Source organism: Arcobacter aquimarinus (assembly GCF_013177635.1).
GTDB lineage: Bacteria > Campylobacterota > Campylobacteria > Campylobacterales > Arcobacteraceae > Aliarcobacter > Aliarcobacter aquimarinus.
The window spans coordinates 287,222-303,760 of sequence record NZ_CP030944.1 but is presented as its reverse complement, the minus strand read 5'-3'; the positions used below and the strand labels follow the sequence as shown (position 1 = coordinate 303,760).

The 16,539-nt window shown below is 27.4% G+C and carries 18 protein-coding genes; 9 read left to right on the top strand and 9 right to left on the bottom strand.

The window, feature by feature from the left end; translation table 11 throughout:
* Window positions 1–92: 92 nt before the first annotated feature.
* The 3 genes from ilvC to AAQM_RS01495 all read left to right on the top strand — a co-directional run bounded on the left by ilvC (window position 93) and on the right by AAQM_RS01495 (window position 3,170).
* Complete coding sequence (ilvC, locus tag AAQM_RS01505) at window positions 93–1,115, top strand: ketol-acid reductoisomerase (protein WP_129094465.1); 1,023 nt, start codon at window positions 93–95, stop codon at window positions 1,113–1,115.
* Between the two features lie 175 nt (window positions 1,116–1,290).
* Window positions 1,291–2,355 carry a divergent polysaccharide deacetylase family protein gene (locus AAQM_RS01500; RefSeq protein WP_171920636.1) on the top strand — a complete coding sequence of 355 codons (1,065 nt, stop codon included), beginning with the start codon at window positions 1,291–1,293 and terminating at the stop codon, window positions 2,353–2,355.
* Window positions 2,356–2,396: 41 nt separating this feature from the next.
* Window positions 2,397–3,170, top strand: coding sequence for a DNA-processing protein DprA (locus AAQM_RS01495; RefSeq protein WP_129094467.1), 774 nt, complete (start codon window positions 2,397–2,399; stop codon window positions 3,168–3,170).
* Window positions 3,171–3,177: 7 nt separating this feature from the next.
* Here the strand turns inward: AAQM_RS01495 and murC are convergent, their stop codons facing one another.
* Genes murC through AAQM_RS01475 form a run of 4 tightly spaced genes read right to left on the bottom strand, consistent with a single transcriptional unit; the run spans window position 3,178 to window position 7,637 of the window.
* On the bottom strand, window positions 3,178–4,485 hold the full coding sequence (gene murC / locus AAQM_RS01490; protein WP_129094468.1) for a UDP-N-acetylmuramate--L-alanine ligase: 1,308 nt from the start codon (window positions 4,483–4,485) through the stop codon (window positions 3,178–3,180).
* Window positions 4,486–5,067 (bottom strand): hypothetical protein, encoded by a 582-nt coding sequence (locus AAQM_RS01485; protein ID WP_129094469.1) that lies wholly within the window; start codon window positions 5,065–5,067, stop codon window positions 4,486–4,488. It abuts the gene before it with no gap.
* A complete protein-coding gene (locus AAQM_RS01480) occupies window positions 5,060–6,190 on the bottom strand; it encodes a succinyldiaminopimelate transaminase (protein ID WP_129094470.1) in 1,131 nt (376 codons plus the stop codon). The genes AAQM_RS01485 and AAQM_RS01480 overlap by 8 nt, the downstream gene beginning before the upstream one ends.
* 19 nt (window positions 6,191–6,209) lie before the next feature.
* Window positions 6,210–7,637 (bottom strand): COG3400 family protein, encoded by a 1,428-nt coding sequence (locus AAQM_RS01475; protein WP_129094471.1) that lies wholly within the window; start codon window positions 7,635–7,637, stop codon window positions 6,210–6,212.
* 105 nt (window positions 7,638–7,742) lie between these two features.
* Between AAQM_RS01475 and tgt the strand changes: the two genes are divergently transcribed.
* The 3 genes from tgt (at window position 7,743) to AAQM_RS01460 (ending at window position 9,664) form a co-directional block, all read left to right on the top strand.
* On the top strand, window positions 7,743–8,864 hold the full coding sequence (gene tgt, locus AAQM_RS01470) for a tRNA guanosine(34) transglycosylase Tgt (protein WP_129094472.1): 1,122 nt from the start codon (window positions 7,743–7,745) through the stop codon (window positions 8,862–8,864).
* Between the two features lie 155 nt (window positions 8,865–9,019).
* A complete protein-coding gene (gatC, locus tag AAQM_RS01465; RefSeq protein ID WP_129094473.1) occupies window positions 9,020–9,310 on the top strand; it encodes an Asp-tRNA(Asn)/Glu-tRNA(Gln) amidotransferase subunit GatC in 291 nt (96 codons plus the stop codon).
* A 9-nt stretch (window positions 9,311–9,319) separates the two neighbouring features.
* Entirely contained in the window at window positions 9,320–9,664 is a 345-nt protein-coding gene (locus AAQM_RS01460; protein WP_129094474.1) for an arsenate reductase family protein, read from the top strand.
* A 22-nt stretch (window positions 9,665–9,686) separates the two neighbouring features.
* On the opposite strand, the gene AAQM_RS01455 is transcribed toward AAQM_RS01460, so the two are convergent.
* The 4 genes from AAQM_RS01455 to serB all read right to left on the bottom strand — a co-directional run bounded on the left by AAQM_RS01455 (window position 9,687) and on the right by serB (window position 13,812).
* Window positions 9,687–10,526: a nucleoside-specific channel-forming Tsx family protein gene (locus AAQM_RS01455; RefSeq protein WP_129094475.1), complete on the bottom strand. Its 840-nt coding sequence runs from the start codon at window positions 10,524–10,526 to the stop codon at window positions 9,687–9,689.
* Between the two features lie 88 nt (window positions 10,527–10,614).
* A complete protein-coding gene (locus tag AAQM_RS01450) occupies window positions 10,615–11,976 on the bottom strand; it encodes a class II 3-deoxy-7-phosphoheptulonate synthase (RefSeq protein WP_129094476.1) in 1,362 nt (453 codons plus the stop codon).
* Between the two features lie 65 nt (window positions 11,977–12,041).
* Complete coding sequence (locus AAQM_RS01445) at window positions 12,042–13,034, bottom strand: transaldolase (protein WP_129094477.1); 993 nt, start codon at window positions 13,032–13,034, stop codon at window positions 12,042–12,044.
* Window positions 13,035–13,188: 154 nt separating this feature from the next.
* Window positions 13,189–13,812, bottom strand: a complete 624-nt coding sequence (serB, locus tag AAQM_RS01440; RefSeq protein ID WP_129094478.1) for a phosphoserine phosphatase SerB — start codon at window positions 13,810–13,812, stop codon at window positions 13,189–13,191.
* 81 nt (window positions 13,813–13,893) lie between these two features.
* On the opposite strand from serB, the gene AAQM_RS01435 reads away from it, so the two are divergent.
* Both AAQM_RS01435 and ruvX read left to right on the top strand, forming a co-directional pair.
* On the top strand, window positions 13,894–14,805 hold the full coding sequence (locus AAQM_RS01435; protein ID WP_129094479.1) for a methylenetetrahydrofolate reductase: 912 nt from the start codon (window positions 13,894–13,896) through the stop codon (window positions 14,803–14,805).
* The gene (gene ruvX / locus AAQM_RS01430; RefSeq protein ID WP_129094480.1) at window positions 14,802–15,191 is read left to right on the top strand and encodes a Holliday junction resolvase RuvX; all 390 of its coding nucleotides are present in this window, start codon (window positions 14,802–14,804) and stop codon (window positions 15,189–15,191) included. The genes AAQM_RS01435 and ruvX overlap by 4 nt, the downstream gene beginning before the upstream one ends.
* Here the strand turns inward: ruvX and acpS are convergent.
* Window positions 15,183–15,533: a holo-ACP synthase gene (acpS, locus tag AAQM_RS01425; RefSeq protein WP_129094481.1), complete on the bottom strand. Its 351-nt coding sequence runs from the start codon at window positions 15,531–15,533 to the stop codon at window positions 15,183–15,185. The two genes, ruvX and acpS, sit on opposite strands and share 9 nt — an antisense overlap.
* 28 nt (window positions 15,534–15,561) lie before the next feature.
* Between acpS and AAQM_RS01420 the strand changes: the two genes are divergently transcribed.
* Entirely contained in the window at window positions 15,562–16,521 is a 960-nt protein-coding gene (locus AAQM_RS01420; protein WP_129094482.1) for an ABC transporter permease, read from the top strand.
* The last annotated feature ends 18 nt before the right edge of the window (window positions 16,522–16,539 follow it).

The window sequence follows — 16,539 nt, the reverse complement described above, 5'->3', positions numbered from 1 at the left end:
ATCCTATCTAAATAATGATAAATCTATTCAATTACCTAATATTTAGTTACGTTTTAGTATAATCAGCCAAAATTTTATTAGAGGAATAAGTAATGGCATTAAATGTTTACTACGATAAAGATTGTAATATCGAGTTAATCAAATCTAAAAAAGTTGCAATGATTGGATTTGGTTCTCAAGGACACGCACACGCTGAAAATTTAAGAGATTCAGGTGTTGAAGTTATTGTTGGATTAAGAAAAGATGGTTCTTCATGGGCTAAAGCTGAAGCTAAAGGTTTCAAAGTTTTAACTGTAGCTGAAGCTACTGCTGAATGTGATGTAATTATGATTTTATTACCAGATGAAAATCAAGCTGATATCTATAAAAATGAAATCGCTCCAAACTTAAAAGATGGTGCTACTGTTGCATTTGGACATGGATTCAACATTCATTATGGAAGAATCACTCCTAAGAAAAATATCAATGTTATGATGGTTGCTCCAAAAGCTCCTGGTCACACTGTAAGATCAGAGTTTACAAAAGGTGGAGGAATTCCTGATTTAATTGCAATTCACCAAGATGCAACAGGAAACACTAAAGAGTTAGCATTATCTTATGCTTCAGCTATTGGTGGAGGAAGAACTGGAATTATTGAAACTACTTTCAAAGATGAAACAGAAACTGACCTTTTTGGTGAGCAAGCTGTATTATGTGGAGGAGCAACTGCATTAGTTCAAGCTGGATTTGAAACTTTAACTGAAGCTGGTTATGATCCAATGATGGCATACTTTGAATGTTTACATGAGTTAAAATTAATCGTTGACTTAATGTATGAAGGTGGTATTGCAGATATGAGATACTCTATTTCAAATACTGCTGAATATGGTGATTATATTGCTGGTAAAAGAGTTATCAATGATGAGTCTAAACAAGCAATGAGAGAACTTTTAAAAGAGATTCAAGATGGTAGATTTGCAAAAGATTTCATCTTAGAAGGTCAAGCTGGATACCCAAGAATGAATGCTGAAAGAAAGAACTCTAAAGCTTCTTTAATTGAGCAAACTGGAGCAAACTTAAGATCTATGATGCCATGGATTGCAGCTAAAAAAATCGTTAACCAAGAAACTAACTAAAAACTATATAAAGGGAGATAAATCTCTTCCTTTATAGAAATATAAATTAATGAATCAAAAGAAAAAACGCTCAAGAAAAAGAAGAATTAAAAAATTTACTCAAAAAAATATAGTAAAAATTTTTCTTTTAATATTACTTTTTACTTCTCTAATCTCCTTAGCTAGTTATTTTATTATGAATAATAAAGAAAAAATTATAGAAACTAAAAAAGAAGAAATTTCAACTGTATTAACAGAAACTAAAAAAGAATTTACAAAAAAATTTGAAGAAAGTTATAAAGATATTGAAGAATTTACTGACTTTAAAGAAAAAGAACCTAAAGATTATTTTGATGATATTATTAAATCTGAAAGTAAATATGATAAATTTGAAGAATATACAAAAGAACTAGAAAAAGATTATATTGAAAAAACAAAATCTAAAAAAGAAATTGATGAAAACAATGATAAAGTAATAAAAAAAGTTGAAGAAATAAAAGAAGAAAAGTTAAAAGAAGAAATTAAAACAGAAAAAAAAGAAGTTCCTAAAAAAATTGATGATAAAAATATTATTACTTCGAAAGATACTTATATTCATGATAAAAATAAAAAACCTAAAATTATAATAATAATAGATGATGTAAGTACAACTACACAAAAAGAAAAAATATTAAATATTGGATATCCAATTACAATGGCTTTTTTGCCACCAACAAAAGCGCATTCTAATTCTGCTAAAATTGCTTTAGATTTGCCATTTTATATGATACATTTTCCAATGCAAGCATCAAGTGCTTTCAAAGGAGAAGAAGAAAATACTCTAAAAATTTATGATTCTTATGAAAAAATAGAACAAAGAGTTAAGCAACTAAGACAGTGGTATCCAAATGCAATTTATACAAATAATCATACAGGTTCTGTATTTACAGAAAATGAAGAAGCGATGGATAAATTATTTCGTGCTTTAAAAAAACATAACTTTATTTTTGTAGATAGTAGAACAACTGCAAAATCTGTTGTAAAAAAATATGCTAACAAATATAATATGCCTTATATTGTAAGAAATACTTTTTTAGATAATGAAAGAGATTTTAAAAGTGTTCAAACTCAACTAAAAAAAGCAATTGAAATAGCTAAAAAACAGGGCTATGCTATTGCAATTGGTCATCCTTATGATGTAACTTTTAAAGTTTTAAAAGAATCAAAGCATCTATTAAAAGATGTAGAACCTGTATTTTTAAACAAACTTCCTTATTTATAAAAAATCTAGTATAATAATTTTATTTATTATATTGGATTTTTATGATTAACAAACTAACTTTTAAAATAGATGAATTTTCATTAATGAAAAAATATCCCAATGAAATCTTTTATATAGGAAATACTGAACTTTTAAAAAGAAAAAAAGTCTCTATTGTAGGCAGTAGAAAGCCTAACTTATACTCTAAAGAATTTACACACAAACTTGCATCTAAATTATCAAGTGCCAATATTTGTATTGTAAGTGGAGCGGCAATGGGTGTTGATGCAATTGCTCATCAAGGAGCAAAATCAAATAATACAATAGCTGTTGTTGCAAATGGATTAGATATAAAATATCCAAGTGTAAATAAAAACTTAATTATTGATATTGAGAATAATGGTTTAGTATTATCTGCTTATAAAGAGAAAGAAAAAGCGAAAAACTATACTTTTGTTTTAAGAAATGAAATAGTTGTTGCTTTAGGAGAAATTTTGATTGTAACCCAAGCGGATATTGATTCAGGAAGTTTAAGTTCTGTTGATTATGCACTTAAAATGGGTAAAAAAATATATACTATTCCCCATAGAATAAATGAGAGTTTAGGTACTCAAAAACTTTTACAAAAGGGTTTAATAGAAGTTATTTATGATATTGATGAGTTTGTGGAGAAATTAAGTGGAAAAAAGAGTATTCAAATGCAAGATGAAGTTCTAAACTATTGCTCTTCTAATCCACTTTATGAAGATGCCTTTGCAAAATATTCAAATAAAATATTTGAATATGAACTTGAAGGAAAAATAAAAATAGAAAATGGAAAAGTTTATATAAACTAATCCTTTTTTATTTATATCTTAATTGATAAGTTATATCTCCTGCACCAACACCTAAAAAAATTCCTTCATCATAAGTTTTAATAATTTTTTCATCTTTTATAAGTTCAATTTTTCCATTTGTTGTAATAATTTTATCAGCAAAAATTGGATTATAAGAAGCAAACTCTTTTTCAAAATCTATATCTATCTTTTTCTCACCAGGAATTGTCCAAATAGGTAAAATTATAAGTTCATCACATCTTCTAAAACATTTTTTAAAACCTTCAAGATTATCACTTGTTCTTGAATATTTATGTGGTTGCCAAAGAACTATTCTTTTATTTAAATTTGTGAGATTATCATACAATTCAACTGATTTCATAGTTGCTTCTATCTCTGTTGGATGGTGAGCATAATCATCAATCACTACAAATTTTTCATTTGCTTGAACAATATCAAATCTTTTTTTAATTCCTTTATAATTTAAAAGATTTTTTCTAATAGTTTCAATATCCAATTCATTATGAGCTGCTAGTATAGCTAGTGAAGCATTTGAAGCCATATGAAAACCAAAGCCCCAAACTTCAAAAGTTCCTAAATCTTTTAAATCAAACCTAGTACAAGGTTGATTATCTTTTAATGTATAAGAAAGATTTTTTATATCTTTTGATGGATATAAATAAACTGCATCTTCAATTTTTAGTTTAGCTATATCTTTATCTTCAGCATTTACAACTCTTTTTTTTGCAAGACTCAAAAACTTTTCATAAGATTCATAAAATTTATCATAATCATAGTGATAATATTCCATATGTTCAGGCTCTGCGTTTGTAACTATTGCACAATAAGGATTTGAAAGTAAAAAAGAAGCATCTGATTCATCTGCTTCAAAAGCTATTAGGTCATTTACATATCTAAAATTTGAGCCAAAATCTTTTGAAATTGCTCCAATTAAAGCACTACTTTGTAAAATAGAAGCCAATATTGCTGTTGTAGTTGATTTCCCATGAGCTCCAGCTACACAATAATTCTTCTTATCACCTAAAATAATAGGTAAAGCCTCTTTTCTTGAAAGTGTTCTAATTTGTTTAAGTCTAGCTTCAATTAACTCAGGATTTTCATCAGTAACTGCAGCAGAATAAATAACTAAATCTAAATCATCTTTTATGTTTTGTGCATCTTGTGGAGTAAATATTTCAATCCCTTCTTCTTCTAAAGCTTTTGTAATTAAAGAGCTCTTCATGTCAGAACCACAAACTTCATGTCCGTCAAAATTCAAAAATCTAGCTAAAGCAGAAAGACCTATTCCGCCAATTCCTATAAAATGTACTTTCAATTAATTTCCTAATAAGTGTTTTAAATTTTTATATTCTGTTTCTAAAATATTTTTATTTTCATTTAAAAATTCTTGCTTATCAAATCTAAAATTAGTTATAAAATATCCATATTTTTCATCATCAATATTTGAGTCTAAATCAACTCTAGTATCATAAAAATCATCTATTTGAATTTTTGAAGATAAAAATACTATCAAAATATTTAAAGATTTTTCAAGAATTTCATCATCTATTATATTTGCAATTACAAAAAACAGCTCTTTTGCACCATCAAAATTATCATAAGACCATTTTTCAACTGCATGCTCAAACAAAGCTCTTACGTATAATAAATTATCACCTTCAAGTTTTAACTTCTCATTATTACCTATTATTTTTTCTACATTTTCAAATGAAGTTTTTAAGATTTGCTCATAAAGTTTATGAATATTTTCTTCATCTAAATCAAGAATCAACATTGAATCCAATGTTTCGTACATCAATCCAATATCACCAGCTTTCATAGAATTAACTCTTGTTTCTTCTAAATATTTTAAGAAATCAGGGTTTGTTCTTGCTTGAAATAATGCTTCTTTATCCATTTATAAAATCCTTTAATCTTGTAAGAACTTCCCTTGTTTTCTCTTCATTTTCAACAAGTGCTATTCTGATATAATTTTTTCCTAAACCATTTCTTCCTAAGAAACTTCCTGGAAGTACTTTAATATTTTTTTCTTTATATAATTTTTTTGTAAACTCTAATTCATCCTCAACTTCTAACCAAATATAAAAAGTAGCTTCAGGAGTTTCTATTCCTAAAATCTCTTTAGCTATTTCAAAATTCTTTTTATATATTTTTCTAAATTCAGCAACATGATTTTGGTCATTCCAAGCAACAGCTGCTGCTTCTTGAAGTGGAACAGGACTTGCACATCCAACATAAGTTCTGTATTGTAAATAATCTTTTAAAATAGCTGCATCACCTGCAATAAAACCACTTCTTAAACCTGGGGCACTACTTCTTTTTGAAATAGAATTCATTACTAAAACATTCTTAAAATCATTATTTCCAACTAAAATTGAAGCTTCAAGAAGTGAAGCTGGTTTTTTAGTTTCATCAAAATAAATTTCTGAATAACACTCATCATTTACAAGAATAAAATCAAATTCTAATGCTTTTTTAACCCATTCTCCCAATTCTTCAACTCCCATAGAAGCAGATGTTGGATTATTTGGAAAATTCAAAATAACTAAATCGCATCTTTTTAAATCTTCATCACTAAGATATGCTTTAAAATTATTTTCTTTTACTAAATCTATATGAATTACCTCAGCTCTACTTGCAATTGCCGCACCTTCATAAATTTGATAAAAAGGATTTGTAAATGCCATAACTGGATTTTTTTTATCAAAAAGAGCAAATTGAGGAAAATTAAATAAAACTTCTCTTGTTCCAAATGTTGGAACAATTTGATTCAATGATAAAGTTATATTAAATCTATTTTGTACAAAATTAATCATTGATTCCCTTAAAAAAGGTTCACCTATTGTTGAAGGGTATTTTCTTAAACTTGAACTTGTATCTTTTAATTTATCTTGTATAAACTGAGGTGTTTCAAATTTTGGCTCACCTATTGTTAAAGCTGACAACTCATATTTTTCATTTGGAACTATTCCTGCTAATAATTCATTTAATTTTTCAAATGGGTATTTTTCAAAATTCATAAAATTTATTTCCTTATTTTTATTCTTCAGAGATTGGGATTAAAAGTTGATTAAATCTATTCATATCAAAAGCTATAAAATCACTATTTGTATAGAAAAATTTAAATGATAACCTTTTTTTGAACATCTCTTCTTTTAAAGGTAAAATCTGAAGCATATTTTTTTGTTTTTTAAGCTCTCTTATTGGATTTTCACTACTTGTAACTATTTCTAATTTTTGGTTAAATATTTTTGCGAGATTTTCAAAATGGTCTAATAAAGGAGATTTTCCATCTTTTTCACCAATTGGATCTAAATCAAAAATTTTAGTTTTTACTTTTAATTGACTTGAAATATCAAATACAATCGGTGAAATTTGTTCATAAGAATGGGTATCATTTAAAATAATAGCTGTTCTTTTTACAGATTTTAAATTTTCTTTTCCAAGTTTCAAAATAGGTATTTTCAACTCCAATACAAGTTTTGCTTCCTCTTTATTTTTGAAAATTTCTTGAGTTAGCATAATCATACCAATATTATATTTTCTATAATCATCTTTTATAATTTTTGAAAAGCCTTTATTTGCATAATCTATTTGTAAAATAACTGTTGGAAAATACTTTAATTCACTTTTTATTATGTCCATTATTTGAACTGTTGTAGGTCTTGTAACTCTTACAACTAATAAACTATTTTTTAATTTTTGATTTAAATATTTTGCCTCTTCAATAGTTTTTCTTACACTCTCTTCATTTTCTAAATATAAATCTAAATAAAGATAAATATTACTCCCAAAAGGCATAGGAAACTGACCTTGTGTTTTTCCAATTACATTATAAATTTGCATCAAAACATCAGGCTTGCCAATAACCAAAATTACATCATTTGGTTTTAAAACCAATGAAGGTTTTATATCTATCATTTTTTGATTTCTATAAAGTCCAAAAATTCTCCACTGTTTTTGCTCAATTGAACCAATATATCTATAAGCATAAGAACTTCCAAATGGAATTCTTATCTCCATAATTTCACCCTGTTTTAATCCAATATTTTGAGCTAAAACTGGAACATTTGGAAGTTTTTCCACCATTCCATTTGCTAAAACTTCTATTCCTCGATAAATATTAACTAAAGGATCATTTACTTTAATTCCCCAATAATCAAGTACTGTCATTTGAAGATTTTTTGTATGTTCTCTAATAATTTTAATTACATTTAACATCTCATCTTTTGAGTTAAGAGCAATTAAAACTTCAGTATGAATATTTTTATCTAAAACCATTGCAAGCTTAGATTTTGATGTTGGGTCAAATTTGTAAAATGTAAAATTTGAAGGTTTTTGTACAGGTAAAATAGCATCACTTACATATATCACATCATAACTATTGTCACCTGTATTAGCTTCAATAATTCTTTGCATTAATTTTTTTGCAACAATACCATCTAGTATAATCAATATTTTTTTCATGGCTAAAATTATATCCTAAAAAAATTAATTGTAGATTTGAATTACTAGATATAAATCTAAGTTTAGATACAATATTAATTATCTAAAAAAAGGTTTTTTATATTTATGGAATTTAAAATAGACGCAACTTCACAAGGTGCTAGAGCTTGTACAATAAAGACAGCTCATAGTACAATATTAACTCCTGTTTTCATGCCAGTTGGAACTCAAGGAACTGTAAAAGCTCTTGATGCAAATGATATGTTAGAACTTGGAGCAAAAATAATACTTGGTAATACTTATCACTTATATTTAAGACCAGGAAGCAAACTAATCAAAAAATTTGGGGGACTTCATGGTTTTTCAAAATTTCCAAACTCATTTTTAACAGATAGTGGAGGTTTTCAAGCATTTTCACTAAGTGACAATAGTAAACCTGATGAAAATGGAATTATGTTCAAATCTCATATTGATGGAAGTAAACACTACTTTACACCACAAAGTGTTTTAGATACACAATATGATTTAGGTTCTGATATTATGATGATTTTAGATGATTTAGTAGCTCTTCCAAATACAAAAGAGAGAATCCAAAAATCAATAGAAAGAACAACTAAATGGGCTAAAGAAGCTATTGAATACCATATGTCTCAAAAAGAAAAAGGTATTGGAGTAAATCAAAATATTTTTGCAATTATTCAAGGTGGAACAGACAAAGAGTTTAGGAAAATGAGTGCTGAACAACTTTGTGCATTAAGTGATTATGATGGTTTTGCAATAGGTGGATTAAGTGTTGGTGAACCAAATCAAGATATGTATGATACAGTTGAGTGGACAACACAATTTATGCCAAAAAATAAACCTAGATATCTTATGGGAGTTGGAACACCTGAGGATTTAATAGAAAATATCGAACGTGGTGTTGATATGTTTGATTGTGTGATGCCAACAAGAAATGCAAGAAATGGTACGCTTTTCACAAGTTTTGGAAGATTGAATATAAAAAAAGCAGAATTTAAAGAGGATGAAAATCCAATTGATAGTGAATGTGAATGTTACACTTGTAAAAACTTTTCAAGAGCTTATTTAAATCATCTATATAGAGCAGGAGAAATTACATATTTCAGACTTGGTTCTATCCATAATATTCATTACTATTTAAACCTAATGAAACAAGCAAGAACCGCAATTTTAAATGATAATTGGGTTGAATTTAAAAAAGAGTTTTACGCTAAAAGAAGTAAATAAACTCTTTTTGGATAAAATATCAACAAATAAAAAAGAACAATTCTTTGTTCTCTTTAGGATTTTGCTACTTTTAGTTGAATTTATTTCAACGTTGAAAAGTAGTAGTAAAATATTTTGGTTCCCTTTTAAAGGGTAACCTTTTAAAGGATTATATTATGACTGTTGATGATAACTTAATAGCAAAATTAGCAAAACTTTCAAGCTTAGAAATAGATGACTCAAGAAAAGAAAAATTAAAATCAGAATTAGGTGATATCATAAACTTTGTTGAAAATCTAAACGAAATTGATGTTTCAGGAATTGAAGCTACATTTAGTACAATTGAAGGTGGAACTCCTTTAAGAGAAGATATTTCAAATCAAGATTTAGAACTATCAAACCATATTTTAAAACATGCTCCAAAATCTGAGGATGGTTATTTTATAGTTCCAAAAATTATTGAATAGGAAAATTTCATGATTACAGTTTACGGAATAAAAACTTGTGGAAGTGTTAGAAATGCTTTGAAATTTTTCAAAGATAATAACATAGAAGTTGAATTTTTTGATTTCAAGAAAGAAACTCCAAGTGCAAAAAAAATCAAAGATTGGACTACAAAAGCTGATATAAATATTCTTTTTAATAATAAAGGAACAAAATATAAAACTCTAAATCTAAAAGAGTTAAACCTTGATTCAAATGGAAAATATGAGTGGCTTTGTAAAGAACCTCTTTTATTTAAAAGACCTGTTATTGAATTTGGTGACAAATTAGTAGTTGCTTGGGATGAAGAAGTTTATAAAAATACTTTTTTAAAATAGAGTAGAAAATTTCTACCCTATTTTAGAATTTATAAGCCACATTAAAATAATGTGCAACACCTGTTGTGTCAGTTTTTCTATTATTTAAAATTTCACCATTTTTCCATTGAGTCATATCTTTATAAACTTTTAAGCCATATCCCAAAGCCCATTTTTTATCGTGTAACCAAAACCCTAAATAAGATTGAAAAGAATCACTTGTTCTGTATTGTCTTTCAAAACTATTATTATCTAAATCACTTCCAAATTCATAATCTAAATATCCTTGAAAAGATAAAAATCTATTTTCTGAAAAATTATAAATTGGTTTAAACCAATTTATATGAGCAACATAACCATCAAAACTATTTTCATTACTTGCTCCATAATTTTCTTCTATAAATCTTGTATAAAAATTCACTCCACTAACTCCTAGCCAAGGAATGTCAATATCACTTCCTAATCCCATCCATATAACTTTTAAACCATTTGCATTTGGTTCATCTGCATAATAGATATCAAAAGCAAAAAACAACTCTTTTAATGCTCCATAAGATAAATCTTTATTGAGTAAATAATCAATAGAAACTCTAGGTTCTATATCTATAAAAAAATTATTCCCTCCATGTTTATCACTACTTTTACTATTTAAAGCATCTATAAAATCTACATATCCATATAAATCAAGCCATTCATATCTTCCTCCAAATTCAAACTCTACATAAGTATCATCAAAAACAAATGGTCCACCTCTTTGATTTACTCCTTTATAAAGATGTAAATTTGCCCATTGTGAATTATTTATATTATTAATATCTTTTGCAAAAATATTTAGAGTAAAAAAAGTCACAATAACTAATATTTTTAAAATCAAATTACTCATAAAAAACTATTCCCCCATTTTTTTAATCATAAAAAAAGGAGAAAGTAAAATACTTTCTCCTTTTTAAAACTTATTTATTCTAATAAAATTATATTAGATTTTTTCTTGCCTCTTTTAAAGTATCTGCTATCATAAATGATAACTCTAAAGCTTGGTCTGCATTTAATCTTGGATCACATTGAGTATGATATCTACTTGATAAACTCTCTTGTGTAACAGCAGAAGATGCACTTCCTGTACATTCAGTTACATTTTGACCTGTCATTTCAAGATGAATTCCACCTGCATATGTTCCTTCAGCTCTATGAATTTCAAAGAATTGTTTTACTTCACTTAAAATTGCTTCAAAATCTCTAGTTTTATATCCATTATCAGCTTTTATTGTATTTCCATGCATTGGATCACTTGACCAAAGTACATTTTTACCTTCTGCTTTTACTCTTTGTAAAAGTTTTGGGAAGAAATCACCAACTTTGTTTGCACCCATTCTAACAATAAGATTCAATCTTCCAGCTTCATTATTTGGATTTAGAGCATCAATTAATTTTATTAATTCATCCTCTTTCATAGAAGGACCAACTTTACAACCAATTGGATTATTTATCCCTCTAAAATACTCAATATGAGCCTCTTTTAAATCTCTTGTTCTATCACCAATCCATAACATATGAGCAGCACAGTTAAACCAATCACCTGTTATTGAATCTCGTCTTGTAAGTGCTTGTTCATAGTTTAACAACAATGCTTCATGTGAAGTAAATAGTGTTGTTTGATTTAATTGTGGAGTATTTTCACTTGTAATTCCACAAGCTTTCATAAATGTTAAACTTTCACTTATTTTATTTGCAAGCTCTTCATATTTTGCACCTAAATAATTATCTTTAACAAAATCTAAATTCCATAAATGAACTTGATTTAAATCAGCCATTCCACCTCTTGAAAAAGCTCTTAAAAGATTCATTGTTGCTGCACTTTGGTTATATGCTTTTAATAACTTTTTAGCTTTTGGATTTCTTGATTTTTCATTGAAATCTATATCATTTATGATATCTCCTCTATATGAAGGTAGAGATATTCCATCTTTATTTTCAAAATCATCACTTCTTGGTTTTGCAAATTGTCCAGCAACTCGTCCAACTTTTACAACAGGACAACCACCTGAGAAAGTTAAAACAACTGCCATTTGCATCATAACTTTAAATAAATCTTTTATATTCTGTGCATTAAATGAAGCAAATGATTCAGCACAATCTCCACCTTGAAGTAAAAAAGCTTTTCCATTTACAACATCTGCTAATTGTTTTTTTAGATTTAAAGCTTCCCCTGCAAAAATCAATGGAGGATAAGAAGCTAATTCTGATTCTACTTTTGCTAATTTTTCTAAATCATTATATGTTGGTTGTTGTTTTATTGGGAAATCTCTCCAGCTATTTGGAGTCCATTTATTCATATTATTAACCTTTTATTATTATTTTATCATTGGAAAAATTTTATCCAATAAATCTTAAATCTTTTTTAATTTACTAGTTTAGAAAGTAAATCTCTAAATGAAACTTTAAATGCTTCTAAACCATCAATAAGTAGTTTATCATAAACTGATTCCATTTTGATTCCTTTATTTTTTAAAAGCTCAAAATATTTATCACAATCCGTTTCACTCATTAATGGAGTTTCTACTTTAGAACCCTCTTTTAACCAATCTTCAATAGTAGCAAGTGGTGCTGTGTTTACTGAATTTGGATAAATTAAGTTATCAACATAATAACTAGGACTCAATTCATTTCCTTTAACTCCTGTACTTGCAAATAATGTTCTTATATTAGGATTTTGAAACTTATTAACTTCATGATAACATTTAGTTGCATTTATAATTCCAAGTTTTGATGGTTGTAAACCTTTTAACACGAAATCAGCATCAGTTAATCTATCAAGTCTTGACACAAATACTGAAATAACTGCTTTAATATCTTTATTTGAATCTTTAATTCCTTCATCTAATGCTTGAGCACATTTTATAGCTTGAGATGGTGAAAAAATTAAAGTTGCATTTACATTTATTCCTTTTGAAGTTAATTCTCTCATTGCTATATATCCAGCTTCAGTTGCTGGAACTTTTATCATTACATTATCAGCATTTATTAAAGAATAAAGTCTAACTCCCTCATCAATAGTCCCAGCTGCATCATCACATAATAATGGATCAACTTCTATAGAAATAAACCCATCATCTGCATCTTTTTTATGCAAATCATCTAATAAAAAAGCTGCTCTTTTTATATCTGTTAAAGCTAATTCTTCATAAATAGTTTTTGCATTATTTGCTTGTAACATATCAAGTTGTTGTTTATATGCAACAGAGTTAGTAATTGATGATTCAAAAATTGCAGGATTTGAAGTAGCACCTTGAATTATCCCTTTTTTAATAATCTCTTTAAATCTTGTTTCTAAAAAATCTCTTTCAATAAAATCACACCATAAAGAGTAGTTAATATCTTCTTTTAATCCCATTTTTATTCCTTTAAAATGTCCCATTTTAAAGGGACCTATCTATTTTTAACTTCTTTTTGCCTTCACTTCGTTTGTCACAAGACTACGCTATGAAAAGCGATGAAAATAAATTTCATCTAAAGAAGCAAACTCTAAAGGGCTTTAAGAATAAAGCCTATTTAATATAATCTAAAATTTTTGTTAAATCTTTTTCATCAATTATTATATTTGCCTCTTTTTTCAAAACTTCTCTTGCACAAAATGCAACTCTTGTATCAGCATGTGCAAACATAGATAAATCATTTGCTCCATCTCCACAAACTAAAGTTTCAGCTCTTGTAATACCCATTAAACTTTGAATTCTTTGAAGCATATCACCTTTTGAATATCCAAACATCATATCTCCACCAATAAGCCCAGTTAATTTTCCATCTTTTTCGTGTAAAACATTTGAAAAATCAGCATCTAATCCTAACTTTTCACGTGCTGGTGTTGTTCCTAATCTAAATCCACCTGAAAAACAAACTACTTTATAACCCATTTTTTGTAATTGTGGAACAAGCTCTACAGCTCCTGGCATTAAAGGAAGATTTGAGCAAATATCAACAACTTTTTGATAATCCATTCCTTTTAAAAGTGCAACTCTCGTAGTTAAAGATTCAAAAAAATCTAATCTTCCACTCATTGCTTCTTCTGTAATTTTCTTAACCTCATCACCAATACCTAGCTCTTCAGCTAAAAAATCTATAGTTTCTCCATCCATTAAAGTTGAATCGAAATCAAAAACAGCTAATTTCATTAATTTTCCCTAGTTTTAGTCTTTTAAAGGTATAATATTATCTAAATTTAACTAAATATCTAAAAAGGAAACTTTTTTTCAATGTTTGAAACACTTATACAAAAACTTCAAGAAGATAAATACTTAACACTTGAAACAACACCTCAACATGAACCATCAATGCACAATATTATTGAAAGAATAAAAAAATTTAAATTACATGAAAAAGTTGATGGTTTTTCTTGTACAGATAATCCCTTAGCAAAATTAAAATATAACGCACTTTTTGCTTCATTAAAATTACAACAAGAGTTTAATAAACCAGTAATTGCAACAATGAGTATGAGAGATAGAAATAAAATTGCATTACAATCAGATTTAATGGGAGCAAATGATTTCGATGTTAGAGCAATTTTGGCTCTAACAGGAGATCCTGCAAAAATGAGTGACCAACCTCATGCAAAAGGAGTTTTTGAAGCAAACTCTTTAATGCTTTTAAAAATTATAAAATCATTTAATTATGGTATGGATTTTGCAGGGCGTCCTTTTAAAATAGAACCTAAACAAATTTTTCCATTTGCAGTTGTAAACTCTTATGCAAAAAATTTTTCAACTCTTGAAAGAAAAATGAATCAAAAAATTCAAAATGGAGCAATTGGAATAATCTCTCAACCTGTTTTTGATATTGAAAATGCAAAAAAATTATTAGAATCATTTAATATTGCAAAACAAGACGTAGAAGGAGATAAACAAAAAGCTCAACTTATTTTTGGATTATTTCCAGTAACAAAACTACGAACTGCTCTATTTTTATCTGCACAAGTTCCAGGTATTCATGTACCTCAGTTTTGGATTGATGCTCTTGAAAATGCACATAATATTTCTGAAGAAGAAGAGCATAAAGTAGGTCTACAACTAAGTTCTGATTTATTTAAAGAGATAAACAAACTTCATCCAAAAATTCATCTTATGACTGCAAATAGATTTGATATAGCAAATGAGATTATCTCTTGAAATTAGCTTCTATTGATATTGGACTTAAAAGAATTGGAGTTGCTATTTGCTTAACTTCAAATATTGTAACTCCTCAAAATGCAATTTTAAGAAAAAATAGAAATCAAGCTGCAAACGATGTAAATACTTTTTTAAAAGAGTGGGAAATTGAAAAACTAATTGTTGGATTTCCTAGCTCTTCTGAAGATACACAAAATAGAATAAAACATTTTGTAAATTTACTTGAACTTAAAATCCCTTTTGAATTTCAAGAAGAAAATATGAGTTCAATAGAAGCAGAAGAGATGATAAAAGGTGAAATAAAATATAAAAGAGATGGAAGAGTTGATAGCCTTGCTGCTAAAATCATACTTGAGAGATTCTTAGCTAAAAAAACCTCACTTTAAAACATTTACAACAACAGCTATTGCAAAACCTGCATCATGTGTAATTGAAAGATAAGAATCTTTTATTCCAAAAGCTTTTCTAACTTTTTTTCTATATTTAATCTTTGGATTTCCAAGTTCTCCTTTTGATATTTTTATATCATGAAAACCACAAGATGAGCCAATTCCCGTTCCAAGTGCTTTAGAGGCTGCTTCTTTTGCAGCCCAAAATCCAGCTGCTGTTTCAGGTTTTTTTATTAGTTCTATTTCCTGTGGATTCAAAAACTTTTCATAAGCCTTTATTCCAAACTTTTCATACATTCTTTTTATTCTATCTATTGAAGTTATATCTATACCTATCATTTAAACCTATCTTTTGTATAATCCCAAAATGAAACTATTTTTTAAAAAATTATTATACCTTATCACTATGCTTTTTATAATTAGTTTAATCTCATTTATTGCAATAAATGCTGCACCAAACTCTTTTTTTGCAAGTGGTGAATTAAATCCAAATATCACTCCTGAATCAATTGAGCAATTAAAAGCTATTTATGGACTTGATAAACCCTTATATATTCAATTCTTTTCTTGGATTTATTCTATTATTCAACTTGATTTTGGAATCTCTTTTGCAAGTGGAGAGATGGTGAAAAATGAGATATTAAGCAGAATTCCCGTTACACTTACAATAAATATAGTTTCTATGGTTTTAATATTTATAATTTCATTATATTTTGGAATTAAATCAGCACTCAATAAAAACTCATTTTTTGATAAGTTCACAGGTCAATTATCACTTTTAAGTTTTTCAATGCCTTCTTTTTATCTAGCACTTTTATTGGTTTTAATTTTTGCTATAAATTTTGAAATATTACCAATAGCAGGACTTCATAGTGTGCCAAATGATGGAAGTTTAGATTATTATTTAGATTATGCTTGGCATTTGATACTTCCTATTTTTATTATTGTTTTTGGAGGAATTGGAAGTTTAATTTTATATATTAGAGGTTTAACTCTTGAGATTTTAAAATCTGATTACATCTTTTTCGCACGTGCAAGAGGATTGACTCAAAAACAGATTTTAAGATACTATATTTTACCAAATTTATATCCACCAGTTATTACTCTTCTTGGTCTTTCTCTTCCAGGGATTATTGGTGGTTCTGTTATTTTAGAAACCATTTTTTCAATTGATGGAATGGGATTATTATTTTATCAAAGTGCTTTAAGCCATGATTATCCCGTAATTATGGGGATTTTGATAATTGGTGCCTTTTTGACACTAATTGGTAATATGATTGCTGATTTAGTTTTATTAAAACTAAACCCAAATTATGAAGAAAAATAGATTAGATGATTTTATAAG